The following is a 15,464-nucleotide window of genomic DNA, read 5'->3' on the forward strand; positions in this document are numbered from 1 at the left end:
GAAACGGTCAGAACTCAAATCCCCACCATGAAGCCCCTGGAGAAGGTGGACGCCCCCAAGGCCGCCGCTCCCGTTGCTGCTGCCACCGTGGACGTGCCCGGCGCCGAGGCCGGCCCCATCGACTTCTCCAAGGTGGAGATCGAGCCCCTGTTCAAGGATGAGGTGGACTTTGACACCTTCTCCAAGTCCGATTTCCGGGCTGTTAAGGTGAAGGAGTGCACCGCGGTGCCTAAGAGCAAGAAGCTGCTGAAGTTCGTCCTGGATGACGGCACCGGCACCGACCGCGTGATCCTCAGCGGCATTCACGACACCTACGAGCCCGAGGAGCTGGTGGGCAAGACCCTGATCGCCATCACCAACCTGCCCGCCCGCAAGATGATGGGCATCGACTCCTGCGGCATGATCATCTCCGCCATCCACTATGAGGAGGGCCAGGAGAAGCTGCACTGCCTGATGGTGGATGACCACATCCCTGCTGGCGCCAAGCTGTATTGATCGCTTTGAATCCAGTGAAAAAGCGGACCTGCCAATCGGCAGGTCCGCTTTTTTGTTGTTTGATTTACTCCAGCACAGCACCGCGAGAGGCAGAGGTGACCAGTTTGGCGTAACGGGCCAGGTAGCCAGTCTTGACCTTGGGTTCCGGGCACACCCACTTGGCCTTGCGCTCGGCCAGGGTAGCCTCGTCCACCTGGACCTCGATTTTGCAGGCGGGGATATCGATGGAGATGATGTCGCCCTCCTCCACGAAGGCGATGGGGCCGCCCAGAGCAGCCTCGGGGGAGACATGGCCGATAGCGGCACCGCGGGTGGCGCCGGAGAAACGGCCGTCGGTGATGAGGGCCACGCTCTCGCCCAGGCCCATGCCCACGATGGCGGAGGTGGGATTGAGCATCTCGCGCATGCCGGGGCCGCCCTTGGGACCCTCGTAGCGGATGACCACCACGTCGCCGGGCACGATCTTGCCGGCGTAGATGGCGGTAATGGCCTCCTCCTCGGAGTCAAAGACACGGGCGGGGCCGGTGTGACTCATCATCTCGGGAGCCACGGCGGAGCGCTTAACCACGCAGCCCTCGGGGGCCAGGTTGCCCTTGAGCACGGCAATGCCGCCGTCGGCGGAGTAGGGATTCTCCACGGGACGGATAATCTCCGGGTTGCGGTTGGTGACACCCGCCAGATTCTCCTCCAGGGTCTTGCCAGTGCAGGTCATGACACTGGTGTCCAGCAGGCCCTTCTTGGTGAGTTCCTTCATGACGGCGTACACGCCGCCGGCACCCTCCAGATCCTCCATGTAGGTGTCGCCGGCGGGGGCCAGGTGGCACAGGTTGGGGGTCTTGGAGGAGATCTCGTTGGACATGTCCAGATCCAGCTCGATGCCGCACTCGTGGGCAATGGCGGGCAGGTGGAGCATGGTGTTGGTGGAGCAGCCCAGAGCCATGTCCACGGTCTCGGCGTTGTGGAAGGCGGCGGGGGTCATGATGTCCCGGGGACGGATGTTGTTCTTCACCAGGTCCATGATCTGCATGCCGGCGTGCTTGGCCAGACGCAGACGGGCGGACCACACGGCGGGGATGGTGCCGTTGCCCCGCAGGCCCATGCCGATGGCCTCGGTGAGGCAGTTCATGGAGTTGGCGGTGTACATGCCGGAGCAGGAGCCACAGGTGGGGCAGGCGTTGTTCTCGTAGTCCTCCACGCCTTCCTCGTCCAGCTTGCCCGCCTTGTAGGCGCCTACCGCCTCAAACATGTGGCTCAGGCAGGAGCGGCGGCCGTCGTTGAGCCGACCGGCCAGCATGGGACCGCCGGAGCAGAAGATGGTGGGGATGTTGACACGGGCGGCGGCCATCAGCAGGCCGGGCACGTTCTTGTCGCAGTTGGGGATCATGACCAGGCCGTCAAACTGGTGGGCGATGGCCATGGCCTCGGTGGAGTCGGCGATCAGGTCACGGGTGACCAGAGAGTACTTCATGCCGATGTGGCCCATGGCAATGCCGTCGCATACGGCGATGGCGGGGAACTCCACCGGGGTGCCGCCGGCAGCCCGGACACCGGCCTTGACGGCCTCGGCGATCTTGTCCAGATTCATGTGGCCGGGGACAATCTCATTGTAGGAGCACACCACGCCGATGAGGGGACGCTCCAGCTCCTCCTTGGTGTAGCCCAGAGCGTAGAAAAGAGAGCGGTTGGGGGCGCGTTCCACGCCCTTGGTAACATTATCGCTGCGCATGGGAAATGACCTCCTTCTATGTATCACTTGCGTTGTATGATGACGCTTGCATTGTCTGACTATATATTATATGATAGGGATAGAACTGTCAAGGACTGACCAGAAGGGAAGTAGGGTATGGAAAGGAAAAATCTGGCCCAGCAGACGGCGGAACGGCTGTACAGCCGCATTGTGTTGGAAAAGGGGCTGACCGCAGGGGAGAAGCTGCCCAACGAGGTGGAGCTGGCCCGGGAGCTGGGGGTGAGCCGGGCCACCCTGCGGGAGGCCATCCGTACATTGACCGCCCAGGGTGTACTGGAGGTGCGCCGGGGTAAGGGTACCTTTGTGGCCCAGCAGGTGGCGGAGATGGACGACTTCGGCTTCTCCAGCCTGGAGCAGATCCGCGGCCAGCTGCGGGACCTGTTTGAGCTGCGCTCTATCTTTGAACCCCGGGCGGCGGAGCTGGCCTGCCGGCGGGCCACAGCGGAGGAGCTGGAGGAGATCCTGCACCGGGGCATGGAGGTGGAGCGGTGTATCCAGGCCGGGCAGGACCGGACCCAGGCCGACCGGGCCTTCCACGCCGCCATCGTCCGGGGGACCCACAACGAATTTCTGGTCCGGCTGCTCCCCCTCATCGACCAGGCAGTGGCATCGGCGCTGACGGCTGGGGAGCACCAGGAGCAGCTGGCGGAGGATACCCGCCGGGACCACGCCCTGCTGATGGAGTTTTTCCGCAAGCGGGACGGAGAGGGAGCCGGGTACGCTATGGCCATCCACATGCGCCACAGCATGGACGTCATGGGGCTGGAGGAGTAGTTGGCAACCCAAAGTTGCGCGATAGTTGGTGGAGGCAACCGGGATTTTTGCGTATACTGGGCCCATCCAATCCAAAGAAGGTGACGTGATGCTGTTTGGGACCATTGCGGCTGGAGTGGGCCTGCTGATTTGGTTGGCTGGAATGGGAATTTTTCTGGTTCTGCTGATCCTGGCCATCCGGGCACTGCGGAAGTATTTGCGCAGCGGGCCGGTGCGGCGGGAGAAGGCAGAAATAAAGCGATCCCTGGGGGAGACCCTCAAGGACCACCGGACCCGCTGCAAAATGACCCAGGAATTTGTGGCCGAGGCCATCGGCGTAAGCCGTCAGGCGGTGAGCAAGTGGGAGAGCGGCGCAGCTGACCCCAGCACATCCAACCTGCTGGCTCTGGCCAAGCTGTACGGGGTATCTGCCACAGAACTGCTGTCTGGTACGGAGACGTAAATAAGAGGGGGCCTGTTCTAAATGGGACAGGCCCCCTTTTTGCCGGGATTGACGGAGGATAAAGGGAACCGTATAATAGCATCATAACAATGTTATGGACAGGGGGGAGAGCAGTGGCAGAAGAACACCAGGGCGGCTATAAGCTGCTGAGCCGGTACCGGAGGGAACTGATGGGGCTGGCCATGCTGGGCGTCATGCTGTTCCACGCCTATGAGCTGGAGCTCACCTCCCTGCCTCTGCGGGCCTTCCGCCAGATGGGCTTTGCCGGTGTGGACATCTTCTTGCTGCTGTCCGGCATGGGGATCTGCTGCTCCATGTACCGCAGGGAGGGGGAGCCGGTAGGGCAGTACTACCTTCGCCGGTGCCGGCGGCTGCTGCCCGCCTTCTGGCTGGTGGTGGGCCTCTACAGTGTGGCACTGGCCCTGGCCGGGCGGATCAGGCCCGATGTGATCCTGTGGAACCTGTCCACCCTCTCCTACTGGTGGAACATCCCGGGCGGCTTTAACTGGTATGTTTCCGCCATTGTGGTGCTCTATCTGCTGGCGCCCTTCTATTACCGCCTGTTCCGGCGGTGTCGCCAGAAGGAACTGCTTACTCTGGCAGTTTATGTAGTGGGCTATGTTCTCTACCGTCAGACCTGGAGTGCCGGTATGCTCCATCTGCTGGACTTTTTCCTGCGGGTACCCGATTTTGCCATGGGCTTTCTGCTGGCCTCTTATCTGGAGGAGGGCAGAAAGCTGAACCGGCGGCATCTGGTGTTCTGGGCTGGGACGGTGGTCCTGTCTGTGGCGATCGTATGGCTGTGGCGCACCCAGCCGGTGATTGCGCCCCTCTGTCTGGCGGTGACTCTGGCCCTGGTGCCCGCCTGCCTGGTGCTGGGCAAGCTGCTGGACTGGCTGCCCGGACGGTGGTTCCATCGCTTTTTGCGGACGGTGGGCGGCAGCAGCCTGGAGATCTATCTGCTCAATGTAATCATCACCCGGGAGTTTGACCTGCTGGCCCCCTGGCTGGACCACGATCCCATCCGCATCACCTATTACCTCATTGCCTATCCCATCAACCTGGTGCTGGGGATCTTGCTCCATCGGGGACTGGAACGGTTGAAGAAAGAGCGGACAAACGACTGATTGTACTAAAATTCCATTATTCCGAGAAAAATGGCCGCCTGATGGCGGCCGTTTTTTGTTGCAGCAGGTCCGTTTTCCTTGGGAGAAAAGAGCGAAAATAAGTTTGTAACGATTAGGGCGTATGTGCGTCTTATAGGTGGAAAGAGAGGAGATGCGGATGGACTTTGACCAGCTGTATCAGGAACAATTTCCCGTGGTGTACCGCTATCTGACGGCCCTGTGTGGGAATCAGGCATTGGCGGAAGAATTGACTCAGGAGACCTTTTACCGGGCGATTGAACACGGCGATTCGTTCCGGGGAGAGTGCAGACTGTCGGTGTGGTTATGCCAGATCGGGAAAAATTGCTGGCGCTCCTATTTGCGCAAAGCCAAACAGAACGCGGATGAGGGCGCGTTGGAAGGGATGGCTGCCCCTCAAGATGTGGAGGAAGGCCTGCTTACCCAGGACAGCGCCCGGGAGATTCATCAGCGATTGCACGCTTTGCCGGAACCATACCGGGAGGTGTTTTCTCTGAGGGTCTTTGCGGAATTGCCCTTTGGACAGATTGGGGCGTTGTTCGGAAAGTCGGAAAACTGGGCCAGAGTGACGTATTACCGGGCCAAACAGAAAATTCGGGAGGGATTGTTATGAAATGTGAGATCATCCGGGATCTGCTGCCGTTGTACTGTGACGAGTTGTGCAGCCAAGAGAGCCGTCAGGAGATCGAAACCCATCTGGGGCAGTGTAAAGCATGTCAGAGCTATCTGGAGGAAATGAGAGGGGAGAGTGTCCCTGCGCCGCCTGCCCCCGATGTTGAAGTGGAGGCAAAGATCTTACAAGGTGTGAAACGGAAATTCTCTCGCCGGCGCAGACGCTCTATCCTTATCGCTGTGGCGGTTATGCTGGTTTTTTCTGTGGTTCTGGTGGGTGCTGCCGATGTGGAGCGGCCGGTACCTTATACAGATGGCCTGGTAACGGCGCAGCTGGCGGTGGATGAGGTGATCGATCTCTATTACCATGGCGGGAGCTACAACACCTTTTATGGCTTCAGCCGGGAACTGGATGGCCGCAATGCTGTATTCCTGTATTTTGATGAGACCATCGTCTCTGGGATCAAGCCCCGGGGGGAGGGGCATTTGAGCATTGGAAATGCGCTGTTGACTGACTACGAGACGGCGACCTATCAGGTCAGCCGGGAAGTGGACGCGGTCTACTATCTGGTGGGCGATTATGTAACGCTGCCTGATTTGGATCAGGAGGCCTTTGAACAGGCAACGGCAGATGCGGTGCTGCTTTGGGAGCGCTGAGACAGTAAAAATAAAAGGGGTACGGCGTAAGCCGTACCCCTTTTGCATGTGTCCAATTAGTTGGAAGCGGTGTCCAGATCGGTGTCGCCACCCCAGATCATGTTCTTGCGCAGCTCCTCGCCCACGATCTCCATCTGGTGCTTCTTCAGCTGAGCACGCTTGGAGTTGAAGAAGGTGCGACCGTTCTTGTTCTCGGCGATCCACTTGCCGGCGAAGGTACCATCCTGAATGTCGTCCAGAACCTTGCGCATGTTCTTCTTGGTCTCCTCGTAAGGCAGGACGCGGGGACCGGAGACATACTCGCCGAACTCGGCGGTGTCGGAGATGGAGTAGTTCATGGCAGCTACGCCGCCCTTGTTGATCAGGTCGATGATGAGCTTCATCTCGTGGATGCACTCGAAGTAGGCGTTCTCGGGCTCATAGCCGGCCTCGACCAGAGTCTCGAAGCCACACTTCATCAGGTCAACCACGCCGCCGCACAGCACGCACTGCTCGCCGAACAGGTCGGTCTCGGTCTCGTCGTGGAAGGTGGTCTCCATGACACCGGCGCGGGCGCCGCCGATACCGGCGATGTAAGCCAAGGCGATCTTATAGGCGTTGCCGGTGGCGTTCTGCTCCACGGCCACCAGGCAGGGCACGCCCTTGCCGTTGACGTAGGTGGAGCGGACGGTGTGGCCGGGGCCCTTGGGGGCAGCCATGAACACGTCCACACCGGCGGGAGGAACGATCTGCTGATAGCGGATATTGAAGCCGTGAGCGAAAGCCAGAGCCTTGCCCTCGGTCATGTAGGGGGCGATGTCCTTCTTATAAACATCGGCCTGGACCTCGTCGTTGATGAGGATCATCACGATGTCGCCCCACTGAGCGGCCTCGGGCACGGTCTTGACCTGCAGGCCGGCCTGCTCAGCCTTGGCCCAGCTCTTGGAGCCCTCACGCAGACCCACGCAGACGTCGCAGCCGGAATCCTTCAGATTCATGGCGTGAGCGTGGCCCTGGGAACCGAAGCCGATGATGGCGATCTTCTTACCGTTCAGGTAGGACAGGTCACAGTCCTTCTCGTAATACATCTTAGCCATAGTCGTTGCACTCCTTTGTCAGAATGATTTGATGGACCCATAGTAACACAGCAGGGACCAAAAGAATGATAAGTATGATACAATCTCCGGAAAGATTTCGGAGAGGGGGGGAACTTACAGGATGTTCTTGCCCAGATTGAACTCGGTCTGCTCCTTGGTCTCGTCGCCAATGGTGTAGGCGCCACGCTCCAGGGCCACCATGCCGGTACGGACCAGCTCCAGGATGCCGAAGGCCTCCAGCAGCTTCTGCATGGCCTCCGCCTTGCTCTCATCGCCGATGAGGGCCAGGGTCAGGGATTTCAGGGACACGTCGATGATGGAGGCCCGGAAGATATTGGCGATCTGAATAACCTCGTTGCGGATGTCGTGGGTCTCCGCCTTGACCTTGAACATGACCAGCTCGCGGCGGATGGAGCGCTCCGGCTTCAGCTCCTGCACGGAGTAGACGGGGTACTGCTTGCGCAGTTGGTTCATGATCTGCTCGATCATGGGGGCGTCGGCCCATACCTCGATGGTGATACGGGACACCGTGGGGTCGTCGGTGGTGCCCACGGCCAGGGATTCAATGTTGTAGCCCTTGCGGGAGAACAGCCGGGAGACCTGGGACAGGACGCCGGCGGCGTTTTCCACCAGCACCGAAAGGGTGCGGCGGGTGGCGTTCATTTCATTCATCATTCCACACCCTCCTCAGTCCAGGATAAAGTCGGTGACGGGAGTACCCGCGGACACCATGGGGTGGACCATGGCGTCCTTGTCAATGGCGCACTCGATCAGATAGGGGCGACCGCTGGCCACGGCCCGGCGGAAGGCCGCCTCAAACTCCTCCTGTGTGGCGGCCCGCTCGCCCTGGATGCCGTAGGCCTCCGCCAGCTTGACGAAGTCGGGGCCGCGGTCCAGGTCGGTCTGGGAGAAGCGCTTCTGATAAATCAGGTTCTGCCACTGGCGAACCATGCCCAGGGTACGGTTGTTGAAGATGACCGTGATCACCGGGATATTATAGTGCTCCACGGTACACAGCTCATGGCAGTTCATGCGGAAGCAGCCGTCGCCGGTGCACTGGACCACCACCTTGCCGGGATTGCCCACGGCGGCGCCCATGGCAGCGCCCAGGCCGAAGCCCATGGTGCCAAAGCCGCCGGAGGTGATCAGCTGGCCGGGGCGGGAGAAGTGGTAGTACTGGGCGCACCACATCTGGTGCTGGCCCACGTCGGTGGCGATGATGGCGTCCCCGTCGGTGACGGCCTGAATGGTCTCCAGAATCTCGTGGGGATGGAGGATCTCATCCTTCTTCAGGGGGATCTCCTTGTGGGAGAAAACCCATTCCTTCCACTCGGGGTAGTCGTGGGCGGGCAGCTTGGCATTGAGCAGCTCCAGCACCCGGCGGGCGTCACCGATGATGTGGTGGTCGGTGACCACGTTCTTGTCGATCTCAGCGCGGTCGATGTCGATGTGGACGATCTTGGCGTTGGGAGCGAAGGTGGCGGGGTCGGTGGCCACCCGGTCGGAGAAGCGGCAGCCGATGGCGATGAGCAGGTCGCACTGGTCACTGGCCATGTTGGAGGCGTGGGAGCCGTGCATGCCGATCATGCCGGTGAACAGGGGATGGTTGCCGGGGCAGGCGCCGCCGCCCATGATAGTGGAAGCCACGGGGGCGTTGAGGATTTCAATGAACTTGCGGAACTGAGGCACCGCGCCGCGGGAGCGGATGACGCCGCCGCCCACCAGAACCAGGGGCCGGCGGGCCTCCTCGATCATGTCCAGCAGGGTCTGGATGTCGCCGGCGTCGGGCTCGGGGGCCTTCAGCTCGTGGCTGGCCCGGCGGAGCATGGCGGCCAGACGGCCGTGGTTGGGATGCTCGGCCAGGGGGAGAGGCTCATAGTCGGCCTCGGCGGCAGTGACGTTCTTGGCGATGTCCACCAGTACAGGGCCGGGGCGTCCGGTGCGGGCAATGGCGAAGGCCTCCCGGATCACGTCGGCCAGCTGGTTGGGGTCCTTCACCAGGTAGTTGCACTTGGTGATGGGCATGGAGATGCCGGTGATGTCAACCTCCTGGAAGGAGTCCTTGCCGATCAGGTTCTCGCTGACGTTGCAGGTGATGAACACAACGGGGGAGGAATCGTAGTAGGCGGTGGCGATGCCGGTGGTCAGGTTGGTGGCACCAGGGCCCGAGGTGGCGAAGCACACGCCCACCTTGCCGGTAGCACGGGCGTAGCCGTCGGCGGCGTGGGAGGCGCCCTGCTCATGGGCGGTCAGAATATGGCGGATCTTATTCTTATAGCCGTGCAGCTCAAACTCGTCATATACGTTTAGAATGGTGCCGCCGGGGTAACCGAATACGGTATCCACCCCCTGCTCCAGCAGACATTCCATCAGGATCTGGGCTGTTTTCATTCTCATGGTGGAAAAGACCTCCTTTGGCTGGTATGGAGAAAAAACAACATGGCGGCTTCGTCCCATAGGACGAAGCCGCCATGACACTCCGTGGTACCACCTAATTTCGCGGGCATGCCCGCGCACTCTAACCCCAATAACGGAGGGTGACCGTTCCCGCCTACGGTATTCGGCGGGACCGCTCCCGGGTGACCTTCCGATGCGGCCTCACGGGAGCTTACACCAACCGCTCCCTCTCTGCGCTTATGCGCCGCCCGTACTTTCCCGGTCATCGCATTTCTCTGTACTCGCACCTGCCGCCGAGTGGCTGGGGGGCGGGTAAAGTTGTTGGGTACTATCATAACTTTCCCGCACTGCTTTGTCAATTCCTGTTTTGGAACTTCTGCATTTTAAACAAGTAAAGTGCAGGGGAGAGCAAAGGAAATCCACAGTTCCGTCAAAGAGCCAAACTCGTCGGTATAACTTTGCTTTTACATGCAAAAATGCCCGAAGGATGAGGCTTTCTGATAAAACTTGTAAGTTTAGTAGAAAAAATGGGGAGAAATTTGACGGTTTTAACTGGACAATTTGTGCGCTTTGCGATATGATAATTCTGTTTGAGATACCGGTCAAACAACTCAGAAAAATGGCCCGTGTGTGGGTCAGATTTGCGAGGTGGACCTATGAAGCAAAGCTTTTACGGCGGCGTGCACCCCCATGACCGGAAGGAGCTGGCACGCCACAAGGAGATAGCGCCTCTGAGCGCTGCTCCCAAGCAGGTTGTCATCGCTATGTCCATGCATATCGGTGCGCCCTGTAAGCCCATCGTTGCGGTGGGTGACCACGTCAAGGTCGGACAGAAGATCGGTGAGATCGCCGGACTGGGCGCTCCCATCCATGCCTCTGTCTCCGGCGAGGTCAAGGCGGTTGAGCCCCGTCCCTACGTGGGCGGCGGCAAGGCCATGTCGGTGGTCATTGAGAACGATTTCCAGGATACCTGGGGATCCGAGCTCACTCCGCACCCCGACTACAGCAAGCTGAGCCCGGACGAGATCGTCAACATTGTTAAGGAGGCTGGCATTACCGGTATGGGCGGCGCCGGCTTCCCCACCCATGTGAAGATCAGCTCCGGCATCGGCAAGGTCGACACCGTGATCCTCAACGGCGCCGAGTGTGAGCCCTACATCACCGCTGACCATCGCCTCATGCTGGAGCATGGCGAGAAGGTCATCGGCGGTCTGCGCATCCTGCTGCAGGCCTTTGGTCTGCAGACCGGTACCATCGGTGTGGAGGCCAACAAGGAGGACGCCGTTGAGCATCTGCGTGCTCTGGTGGGCGGCCGCAACGACATCACCGTGCAGTCTCTGCGCACCCGGTACCCCCAGGGCGCTGAGAAGCAGCTCATCCAGGCCATCACCGGCCGTGAGGTGCCCCCCGGAGGCCTGCCCGCTCATGTGGGCTGTGCCGTGTTCAACGTGGGCACTGCTGCTGCCGTGTATGACGCCGTGGTGGAGGGCAAGCCTGTCACCCACCGTGTGATCACCGTCACCGGTGACGCCATCCAGGAGCCCAAGAACCTGCTGGTGCCTCTGGGCGTGTCCTTCCAGGAGCTCATCGACGAGGCTAAGGGCTTCAAGGAAGATCCTGAGCGTGTCCTCACCGGCGGCCCCATGATGGGTATTGCCCAGTATAACCTGGACGTTACCTGCATCAAGGGCACCAACGCTGTGCTCTGCCTGACCAAGCACGAGGCCGCTCCCGTTGTGGAGGAAGAGGTCTGCCTGCGCTGCGGCCGCTGCGTCAACGTCTGCCCCATGCACCTGACTCCCGTGTACATGCATCTGTACGCCGAGAAGGGCATGTGGAAAGAGGCTGAGGCCCTCAATGTCATGGACTGCATCGAGTGCGGTTCCTGCAACTACATCTGCCCCGCCCGCATCCACCTGGTCCAGTCCTTCCGTGTGACCAAGGGTGAGCTGCGGAATCTGGCGGCCAAGGAAAAAGCGGCAAAGGAGGCGGCCAAAGCATGAACGAGGTAAAGAAGCTGAATCTGACGGTGGCCTCGTCTCCCCACGTGGCCTCCCCCATTGATACCCAGAACCTGATGCGCGATGTGCTCATCGCTCTGGTGCCCGCCATGGTCATGGGCGTGGTCTTCTTCGGCCCCCGTGCTCTGGTGGCTACCATCATCTCCGTGCTGGCCTGCGAGTTCTTCGAGTGGGGCTACCGCAAGCTGATGCACAAGTCTTTCTCCAACAAGGACCTGTCCGCCGCCGTTACCGGCGTGCTGCTGGCCTTCGTGTGCGCGCCCACCCTGCCTTACTGGATGCTGATCATCGGCGATTTCTTCGCCATCGTGGTGGTCAAGCAGCTCTTCGGCGGCCTGGGCCAGAACTTCATGAACCCCGCCCTGGGCGGCCGTGCCTTCCTGATGCTGTGCTATCCTGTGGCTATGACCACCTGGATCGTGCCCGGCATCGGCTCTGACAAGTGGGCCGGCCTCATCTCCGGCGAGGTCACCATGGCCGGTGCCGACATCGTCACCGGTGCCACCCCCCTGAGTGCCGACTTCATGCACGGCGGCCTGCTGCCCGAGTCCTCTCTGCTGGATGTGTTCGTGGGCAACGTGGGCGGCTGTATCGGTGAGGTGTCCGCCCTCATGCTCCTGCTGGGCGGCCTGTACCTGATCTGGCGCGGCGTCATCCGTGCCCGCATCCCCGTGGCTTACATCGCCACCGTGGCTGTGCTCACCTTCCTGTTCCCCATGGGCGGCAACGACCGTCTGACCTGGATGGCTTATCAGCTGTTCTCCGGCGGTCTGATGCTGGGCGCCTTCTTCATGGCCACCGACTATGTCACCAGCCCTGTCACCAAGAAGGGCGAGGTCATCTTCGGCATCGGCTGCGGTCTGCTGACCGTGTTCATCCGCTACTTCGGCGGCTATCCCGAGGGTGTTTCCTACTCCATCCTGATCATGAACTGCTGCGTGTGGCTCATCGATAAGGTGGGTAAGCCCAACCGCTACGGCGTTACCAAGGAAATGAAGGCTGCCGCCAAGGCCGCCAAAAAAGCCGGGAAGGAGGGCTAAGCCATGAGCGAAACTGTAACCAAGAAAAAAGAACCCGGCATGGCCACCCTTGTCATTGTGCTCTTTGCCATCTGCGCGGTCACTGCCCTGCTGCTGGGCCTGACCAACTATGTGACCAAGCCCTTTATCGACGAAAATGCCCGGCTGAAGCAGGAGCAGGCCATGGCCGATGTGCTCCCTGCCGACAGCTACACTGAGGTCACCGACCAGTACACCGGCGGCGATCCCACCGTGCTCAACGTCTACAGCGCCGGCGACGCCGGCTATGTGGTCCAGGTCAAGCCTGCCACTTCCTTCAGCGGCAACCTGACCGTCATGGTGGGCGTGGATGCCTCCGGCGCCTGCACCGGCATCTCCATCACCAGCAGCGGCGAGACCTCTGGCCTGGGTTCCAACGCCAGCAAGCCCGCCTTTGCGGATCAGTTCATCGGCAAGACCGGTGAGGTCAAGGTGACCAAGGACGGCGGCGAAATCAACGCCATTACCGGTGCTACCATCACCTCCCGCGGCGTGTCTGAGGCTGTTACCAGCGCCATCGCCGCCGCGGCCAGCATGGGCTAAGGAGGGTATTGAAGCATGAATGTAAAGAATCAACTGCGTGACGGCCTGTTCTTCCAGAACCCCGTTACCGTCCAGCTGCTGGGCATGTGCTCGGTGATGGCTATCACCACCACCCTGTTCAACGGCCTGGGCATGGGCGTGTCCGTTCTGGTCATCCTGACACTGGCCAACATCATTATTTCTATCCTGCGCAAGATCATCCCCAACAACATCCGTATCGCCTGCTTCATCGTGGTTATCGCCGGTTTCGTGACCATCGTTGACCTGTGCCTGCAGGCCTTCCTGCCCGACCTGTCCTCCAGCCTGGGTCTGTTTATCCCCCTGATCGTGGTAAACTGTATCATCCTGGGCCGTGCTGAGGCCTTCGCTTACAAGAACGGTCCCGCTGCCTCCGCTATGGACGGTATCTTCCAGGGCCTGGGCTACACCATGGTGCTGGTCATCATGTGCGTGGTTCGTGAGTTCCTGGGCAACGGCACCTTCGGCGGCGGCCTGCTCAACGGCGGCGACGGCATCCGCATCCTGCCTGAGGGTATCCCCGCTCTGGGTATGATCCTCCCCGTGGGCGGCTTCCTGACCCTGGCCTGCGTCATTGCTGCCATGCAGTACATCCTGAACAAGCCCAAGAAGGGCGACAAGAAGACTGAGGAGGTGGCCAAGTAATGGATTTTAAGGATCTCTTTACCATTGCCCTGGGCGCTGTCCTGGTCAATAACTTCATCGTGGCCCAGTTCCTGGGCATCTGCCCCTTCATGGGCGTCTCCAAGAAGATCGAGACGGCTTCCGGCATGGGCCTGGCGGTTATCTTCGTCATGGGCCTGGCTTCCGCCATCTGCTGGCCCATCAATGAGTTCATCCTGGTTCCTCTGGGCCTGACCTTCATGCAGACCGTGACCTACATCCTGGTCATCGCCTCTCTGGTGCAGTTCATCGAGATGTTCCTGAAGAAGGCCATGCCCTCCCTCTATGAGGCCCTGGGTGTGTACCTGCCTCTGATCACCACCAACTGCGCCGTGCTGGGCGTGGTGCTGCAGAACACCCAGAACAGCTACAACTTCATCGAGAGCGTCGTGTACGGCGTCACCGGCGGCATCGGCTTCCTGCTGGTCATCGTGATCTTCGCCAGCATCCGGGAGCGGATGGAGTTCTCCGAGTGCCCCAAGGCCTTTGAGGGCTTCCCCATCGCCCTGATGGCCGCCGGCCTCGTGGCTCTGGCCTTCATGGGCTTCTCCGGCCTGAAGGTCTTCGGTTAAGGAGGGCGGAAGAGTATGAATACTGTTATTTTTGCCGTGGTGGTCCTGGCTGTGCTGGGCGCCATCTTCGGCCTTGTCCTGGCCATTGCCGCCAAGGTGTTCGCCGTTGAGGTGGACCCCCGCGAAGAGGCCATTCTGGGCTGCCTGCCCGGCGCCAACTGCGGCGGCTGCGGCTTCCCCGGCTGCTCCGGCTATGCCGCTGCCGTGGTGAAGGGCACCGCCCCTGTCAACGCCTGTGCTGCCGGCGGTGAGGCGGTTGCCGCTCAGATCGGTGAGATCATGGGCGTGGCTGCCGGCGCTTCCGTCAAGCAGATCGCTCACGTGCACTGCACCGGCTGCGGCCAGAACTACAAGCAGTACAACTACGTGGGCCTCCACGACTGCGTGGCCGCTTCCAAGCTGCCCGGCGGCGGCGATCTGAGCTGCTCCTACGGCTGCCTGGGTCTGGGCTCCTGTGAGAAGGTCTGCCCCTTCGACGCCATTCACGTTATCGACGGCGTGGCCAAGGTGGACGAGGAGAAGTGTAAGGCTTGTAACAAGTGCGTGGATGTGTGCCCCCGCCACATCATCGCTCTGGAGCCCTACAAGACCAAGCGTCACGTCACCATTCCCTGCTCCTCCCACGACAAGGGTGTGGATGCCCGGAAGGTGTGCGACAACGGTTGTATTGGCTGTTCTCTTTGTATGAAGAACTGCCCCAAGGAAGCCATCACCATGGTCAACAACCTGGCTGTCATCGACTACGAGAAGTGCATCGGCTGCGGCATCTGCGCTCAGAAGTGCCCCCGCAAGCTGATCACCGTGGACGGCAAGGTACCCGAGGTGAAGCCTGCGGCTCCCAAGGCTGCTCCCGCTGCCGCTCCTGCGGCTGCCGCTGCCCCCAAGGCGGAGGCTCCCAAGGCCGAGGCTCCCGCCGAGCCCAAGGAGTAATCCAAAGTAAAAAAACAGGACCTGCGAAAGCAGGTCCTGTTTTTTTGCCTTCAGGTGCTTAGTGCTGGCCCAGCTGGAAGGAGGCGCACTCGGTAGAGGCGCACTTGGTAGCGTTGGGCTCGCAGCAGCCCACCTTGATCTCGTTCAGGGTGCAGTAATTCTGGCCGTTGCAGTGATGGGCACAGTTGGTCACGGAGCACTTGATGCTGTTGTTAGGGGTCTGGTTCATCGCAATTTCCTCCTTGTTACCGTGGTACGCTCCTAGTATGGCCCACGGGGAGAAAACTATGCGCATCTGTCCACAAAAAATTTGA

The 15,464-nt window shown here is 60.7% G+C and carries 16 protein-coding genes, 1 pseudogene and 1 other annotated feature; of the genes and pseudogenes, 12 read left to right on the top strand and 5 right to left on the bottom strand.

Features of this window, described 5'->3' with window-relative positions:
- A pseudogene (locus J9789_RS15495) lies at nt 1–495 on the top strand (lysine--tRNA ligase); the annotation flags it as partial.
- Nucleotides 496–559: 64 nt separating this feature from the next.
- Here the strand turns inward: J9789_RS15495 and ilvD are convergent.
- Nucleotides 560–2,221, bottom strand: coding sequence for a dihydroxy-acid dehydratase (gene ilvD, locus J9789_RS15500; protein WP_209346586.1), 1,662 nt, complete (start codon nt 2,219–2,221; stop codon nt 560–562).
- 117 nt (nt 2,222–2,338) lie between these two features.
- Here ilvD and J9789_RS15505 point away from each other — a divergent pair, with 117 nt between their 5' ends.
- The 5 genes from J9789_RS15505 to J9789_RS15525 all read left to right on the top strand — a co-directional run bounded on the left by J9789_RS15505 (nt 2,339) and on the right by J9789_RS15525 (nt 5,872).
- Nucleotides 2,339–3,016, top strand: coding sequence for an FCD domain-containing protein (locus J9789_RS15505; RefSeq protein WP_209346587.1), 678 nt, complete (start codon nt 2,339–2,341; stop codon nt 3,014–3,016).
- 88 nt (nt 3,017–3,104) lie between these two features.
- Nucleotides 3,105–3,458, top strand: coding sequence for a helix-turn-helix transcriptional regulator (locus J9789_RS15510; protein WP_209346588.1), 354 nt, complete (start codon nt 3,105–3,107; stop codon nt 3,456–3,458).
- Between the two features lie 113 nt (nt 3,459–3,571).
- Nucleotides 3,572–4,585: an acyltransferase gene (locus J9789_RS15515; RefSeq protein WP_209346589.1), complete on the top strand. Its 1,014-nt coding sequence runs from the start codon at nt 3,572–3,574 to the stop codon at nt 4,583–4,585.
- A 157-nt stretch (nt 4,586–4,742) separates the two neighbouring features.
- Nucleotides 4,743–5,216 (top strand): sigma-70 family RNA polymerase sigma factor, encoded by a 474-nt coding sequence (locus J9789_RS15520; RefSeq protein WP_209346590.1) that lies wholly within the window; start codon nt 4,743–4,745, stop codon nt 5,214–5,216.
- Nucleotides 5,213–5,872 carry a zf-HC2 domain-containing protein gene (locus J9789_RS15525; protein ID WP_209346591.1) on the top strand — a complete coding sequence of 220 codons (660 nt, stop codon included), beginning with the start codon at nt 5,213–5,215 and terminating at the stop codon, nt 5,870–5,872. Before J9789_RS15520 ends, J9789_RS15525 begins: the two co-directional genes overlap by 4 nt.
- A 56-nt stretch (nt 5,873–5,928) precedes the next feature.
- Here the strand turns inward: J9789_RS15525 and ilvC are convergent, their stop codons facing one another.
- The 3 genes from ilvC to ilvB form a co-directional block, all read right to left on the bottom strand.
- Complete coding sequence (ilvC, locus tag J9789_RS15530) at nt 5,929–6,948, bottom strand: ketol-acid reductoisomerase (RefSeq protein ID WP_209346592.1); 1,020 nt, start codon at nt 6,946–6,948, stop codon at nt 5,929–5,931.
- A gap of 114 nt (nt 6,949–7,062) precedes the next feature.
- Nucleotides 7,063–7,620 carry an acetolactate synthase small subunit gene (gene ilvN, locus J9789_RS15535; protein ID WP_209346628.1) on the bottom strand — a complete coding sequence of 186 codons (558 nt, stop codon included), beginning with the start codon at nt 7,618–7,620 and terminating at the stop codon, nt 7,063–7,065.
- A 15-nt stretch (nt 7,621–7,635) separates the two neighbouring features.
- Nucleotides 7,636–9,345, bottom strand: coding sequence for a biosynthetic-type acetolactate synthase large subunit (gene ilvB, locus J9789_RS15540; protein WP_209346593.1), 1,710 nt, complete (start codon nt 9,343–9,345; stop codon nt 7,636–7,638).
- Between the two features lie 56 nt (nt 9,346–9,401).
- Nucleotides 9,402–9,620, bottom strand: a binding site (T-box leader).
- A gap of 381 nt (nt 9,621–10,001) precedes the next feature.
- Between ilvB and rsxC the strand changes: the two genes are divergently transcribed.
- Genes rsxC through rnfB form a run of 6 tightly spaced genes read left to right on the top strand, consistent with a single transcriptional unit; the run spans nt 10,002 to nt 15,150 of the window.
- The gene (gene rsxC / locus J9789_RS15545) at nt 10,002–11,348 is read left to right on the top strand and encodes an electron transport complex subunit RsxC (protein ID WP_209346594.1); all 1,347 of its coding nucleotides are present in this window, start codon (nt 10,002–10,004) and stop codon (nt 11,346–11,348) included.
- A complete protein-coding gene (locus J9789_RS15550; RefSeq protein ID WP_209346595.1) occupies nt 11,345–12,406 on the top strand; it encodes an RnfABCDGE type electron transport complex subunit D in 1,062 nt (353 codons plus the stop codon). The genes rsxC and J9789_RS15550 overlap by 4 nt, the downstream gene beginning before the upstream one ends.
- 3 nt (nt 12,407–12,409) lie before the next feature.
- On the top strand, nt 12,410–12,967 hold the full coding sequence (locus tag J9789_RS15555; RefSeq protein WP_209346596.1) for an FMN-binding protein: 558 nt from the start codon (nt 12,410–12,412) through the stop codon (nt 12,965–12,967).
- A gap of 15 nt (nt 12,968–12,982) precedes the next feature.
- On the top strand, nt 12,983–13,630 hold the full coding sequence (gene rsxE, locus J9789_RS15560; protein WP_209346597.1) for an electron transport complex subunit RsxE: 648 nt from the start codon (nt 12,983–12,985) through the stop codon (nt 13,628–13,630).
- A complete protein-coding gene (rsxA, locus tag J9789_RS15565) occupies nt 13,630–14,220 on the top strand; it encodes an electron transport complex subunit RsxA (protein ID WP_209346598.1) in 591 nt (196 codons plus the stop codon). Before rsxE ends, rsxA begins: the two co-directional genes overlap by 1 nt.
- A gap of 15 nt (nt 14,221–14,235) precedes the next feature.
- Nucleotides 14,236–15,150: an RnfABCDGE type electron transport complex subunit B gene (gene rnfB / locus J9789_RS15570; RefSeq protein WP_209346599.1), complete on the top strand. Its 915-nt coding sequence runs from the start codon at nt 14,236–14,238 to the stop codon at nt 15,148–15,150.
- A gap of 58 nt (nt 15,151–15,208) precedes the next feature.
- Here rnfB and J9789_RS15575 read toward each other — a convergent pair whose 3' ends face one another.
- On the bottom strand, nt 15,209–15,379 hold the full coding sequence (locus J9789_RS15575; RefSeq protein ID WP_209346600.1) for a DUF1540 domain-containing protein: 171 nt from the start codon (nt 15,377–15,379) through the stop codon (nt 15,209–15,211).
- Nucleotides 15,380–15,464: the final 85 nt, after the last annotated feature.

Source organism: Flavonifractor sp. AGMB03687, assembly GCF_017811815.1.
In the GTDB taxonomy this organism is placed as follows: Bacteria; Bacillota; Clostridia; order Oscillospirales; family Oscillospiraceae; genus Flavonifractor.

Bases quoted from the DNA above. Each gene is read 5' to 3' on its own strand.
- ilvD (WP_209346586.1), bottom strand. From the start codon at position 2,221: ATGCGCAGCGATAATGTTACCAAGGGCGTGGAACGCGCCCCCAACCGC.
- J9789_RS15505 (WP_209346587.1), top strand. From the start codon at position 2,339: ATGGAAAGGAAAAATCTGGCCCAGCAGACGGCGGAACGGCTGTACAGC.
- J9789_RS15510 (WP_209346588.1), top strand. From the start codon at position 3,105: ATGCTGTTTGGGACCATTGCGGCTGGAGTGGGCCTGCTGATTTGGTTG.
- J9789_RS15520 (WP_209346590.1), top strand. From the start codon at position 4,743: ATGGACTTTGACCAGCTGTATCAGGAACAATTTCCCGTGGTGTACCGC.
- J9789_RS15525 (WP_209346591.1), top strand. From the start codon at position 5,213: ATGAAATGTGAGATCATCCGGGATCTGCTGCCGTTGTACTGTGACGAG.
- ilvC (WP_209346592.1), bottom strand. From the start codon at position 6,948: ATGGCTAAGATGTATTACGAGAAGGACTGTGACCTGTCCTACCTGAAC.
- ilvN (WP_209346628.1), bottom strand. From the start codon at position 7,620: ATGAATGAAATGAACGCCACCCGCCGCACCCTTTCGGTGCTGGTGGAA.
- ilvB (WP_209346593.1), bottom strand. From the start codon at position 9,345: ATGAGAATGAAAACAGCCCAGATCCTGATGGAATGTCTGCTGGAGCAG.
- rsxC (WP_209346594.1), top strand. From the start codon at position 10,002: ATGAAGCAAAGCTTTTACGGCGGCGTGCACCCCCATGACCGGAAGGAG.
- J9789_RS15550 (WP_209346595.1), top strand. From the start codon at position 11,345: ATGAACGAGGTAAAGAAGCTGAATCTGACGGTGGCCTCGTCTCCCCAC.
- J9789_RS15555 (WP_209346596.1), top strand. From the start codon at position 12,410: ATGAGCGAAACTGTAACCAAGAAAAAAGAACCCGGCATGGCCACCCTT.
- rsxE (WP_209346597.1), top strand. From the start codon at position 12,983: ATGAATGTAAAGAATCAACTGCGTGACGGCCTGTTCTTCCAGAACCCC.
- rsxA (WP_209346598.1), top strand. From the start codon at position 13,630: ATGGATTTTAAGGATCTCTTTACCATTGCCCTGGGCGCTGTCCTGGTC.
- rnfB (WP_209346599.1), top strand. From the start codon at position 14,236: ATGAATACTGTTATTTTTGCCGTGGTGGTCCTGGCTGTGCTGGGCGCC.
- J9789_RS15575 (WP_209346600.1), bottom strand. From the start codon at position 15,379: ATGAACCAGACCCCTAACAACAGCATCAAGTGCTCCGTGACCAACTGT.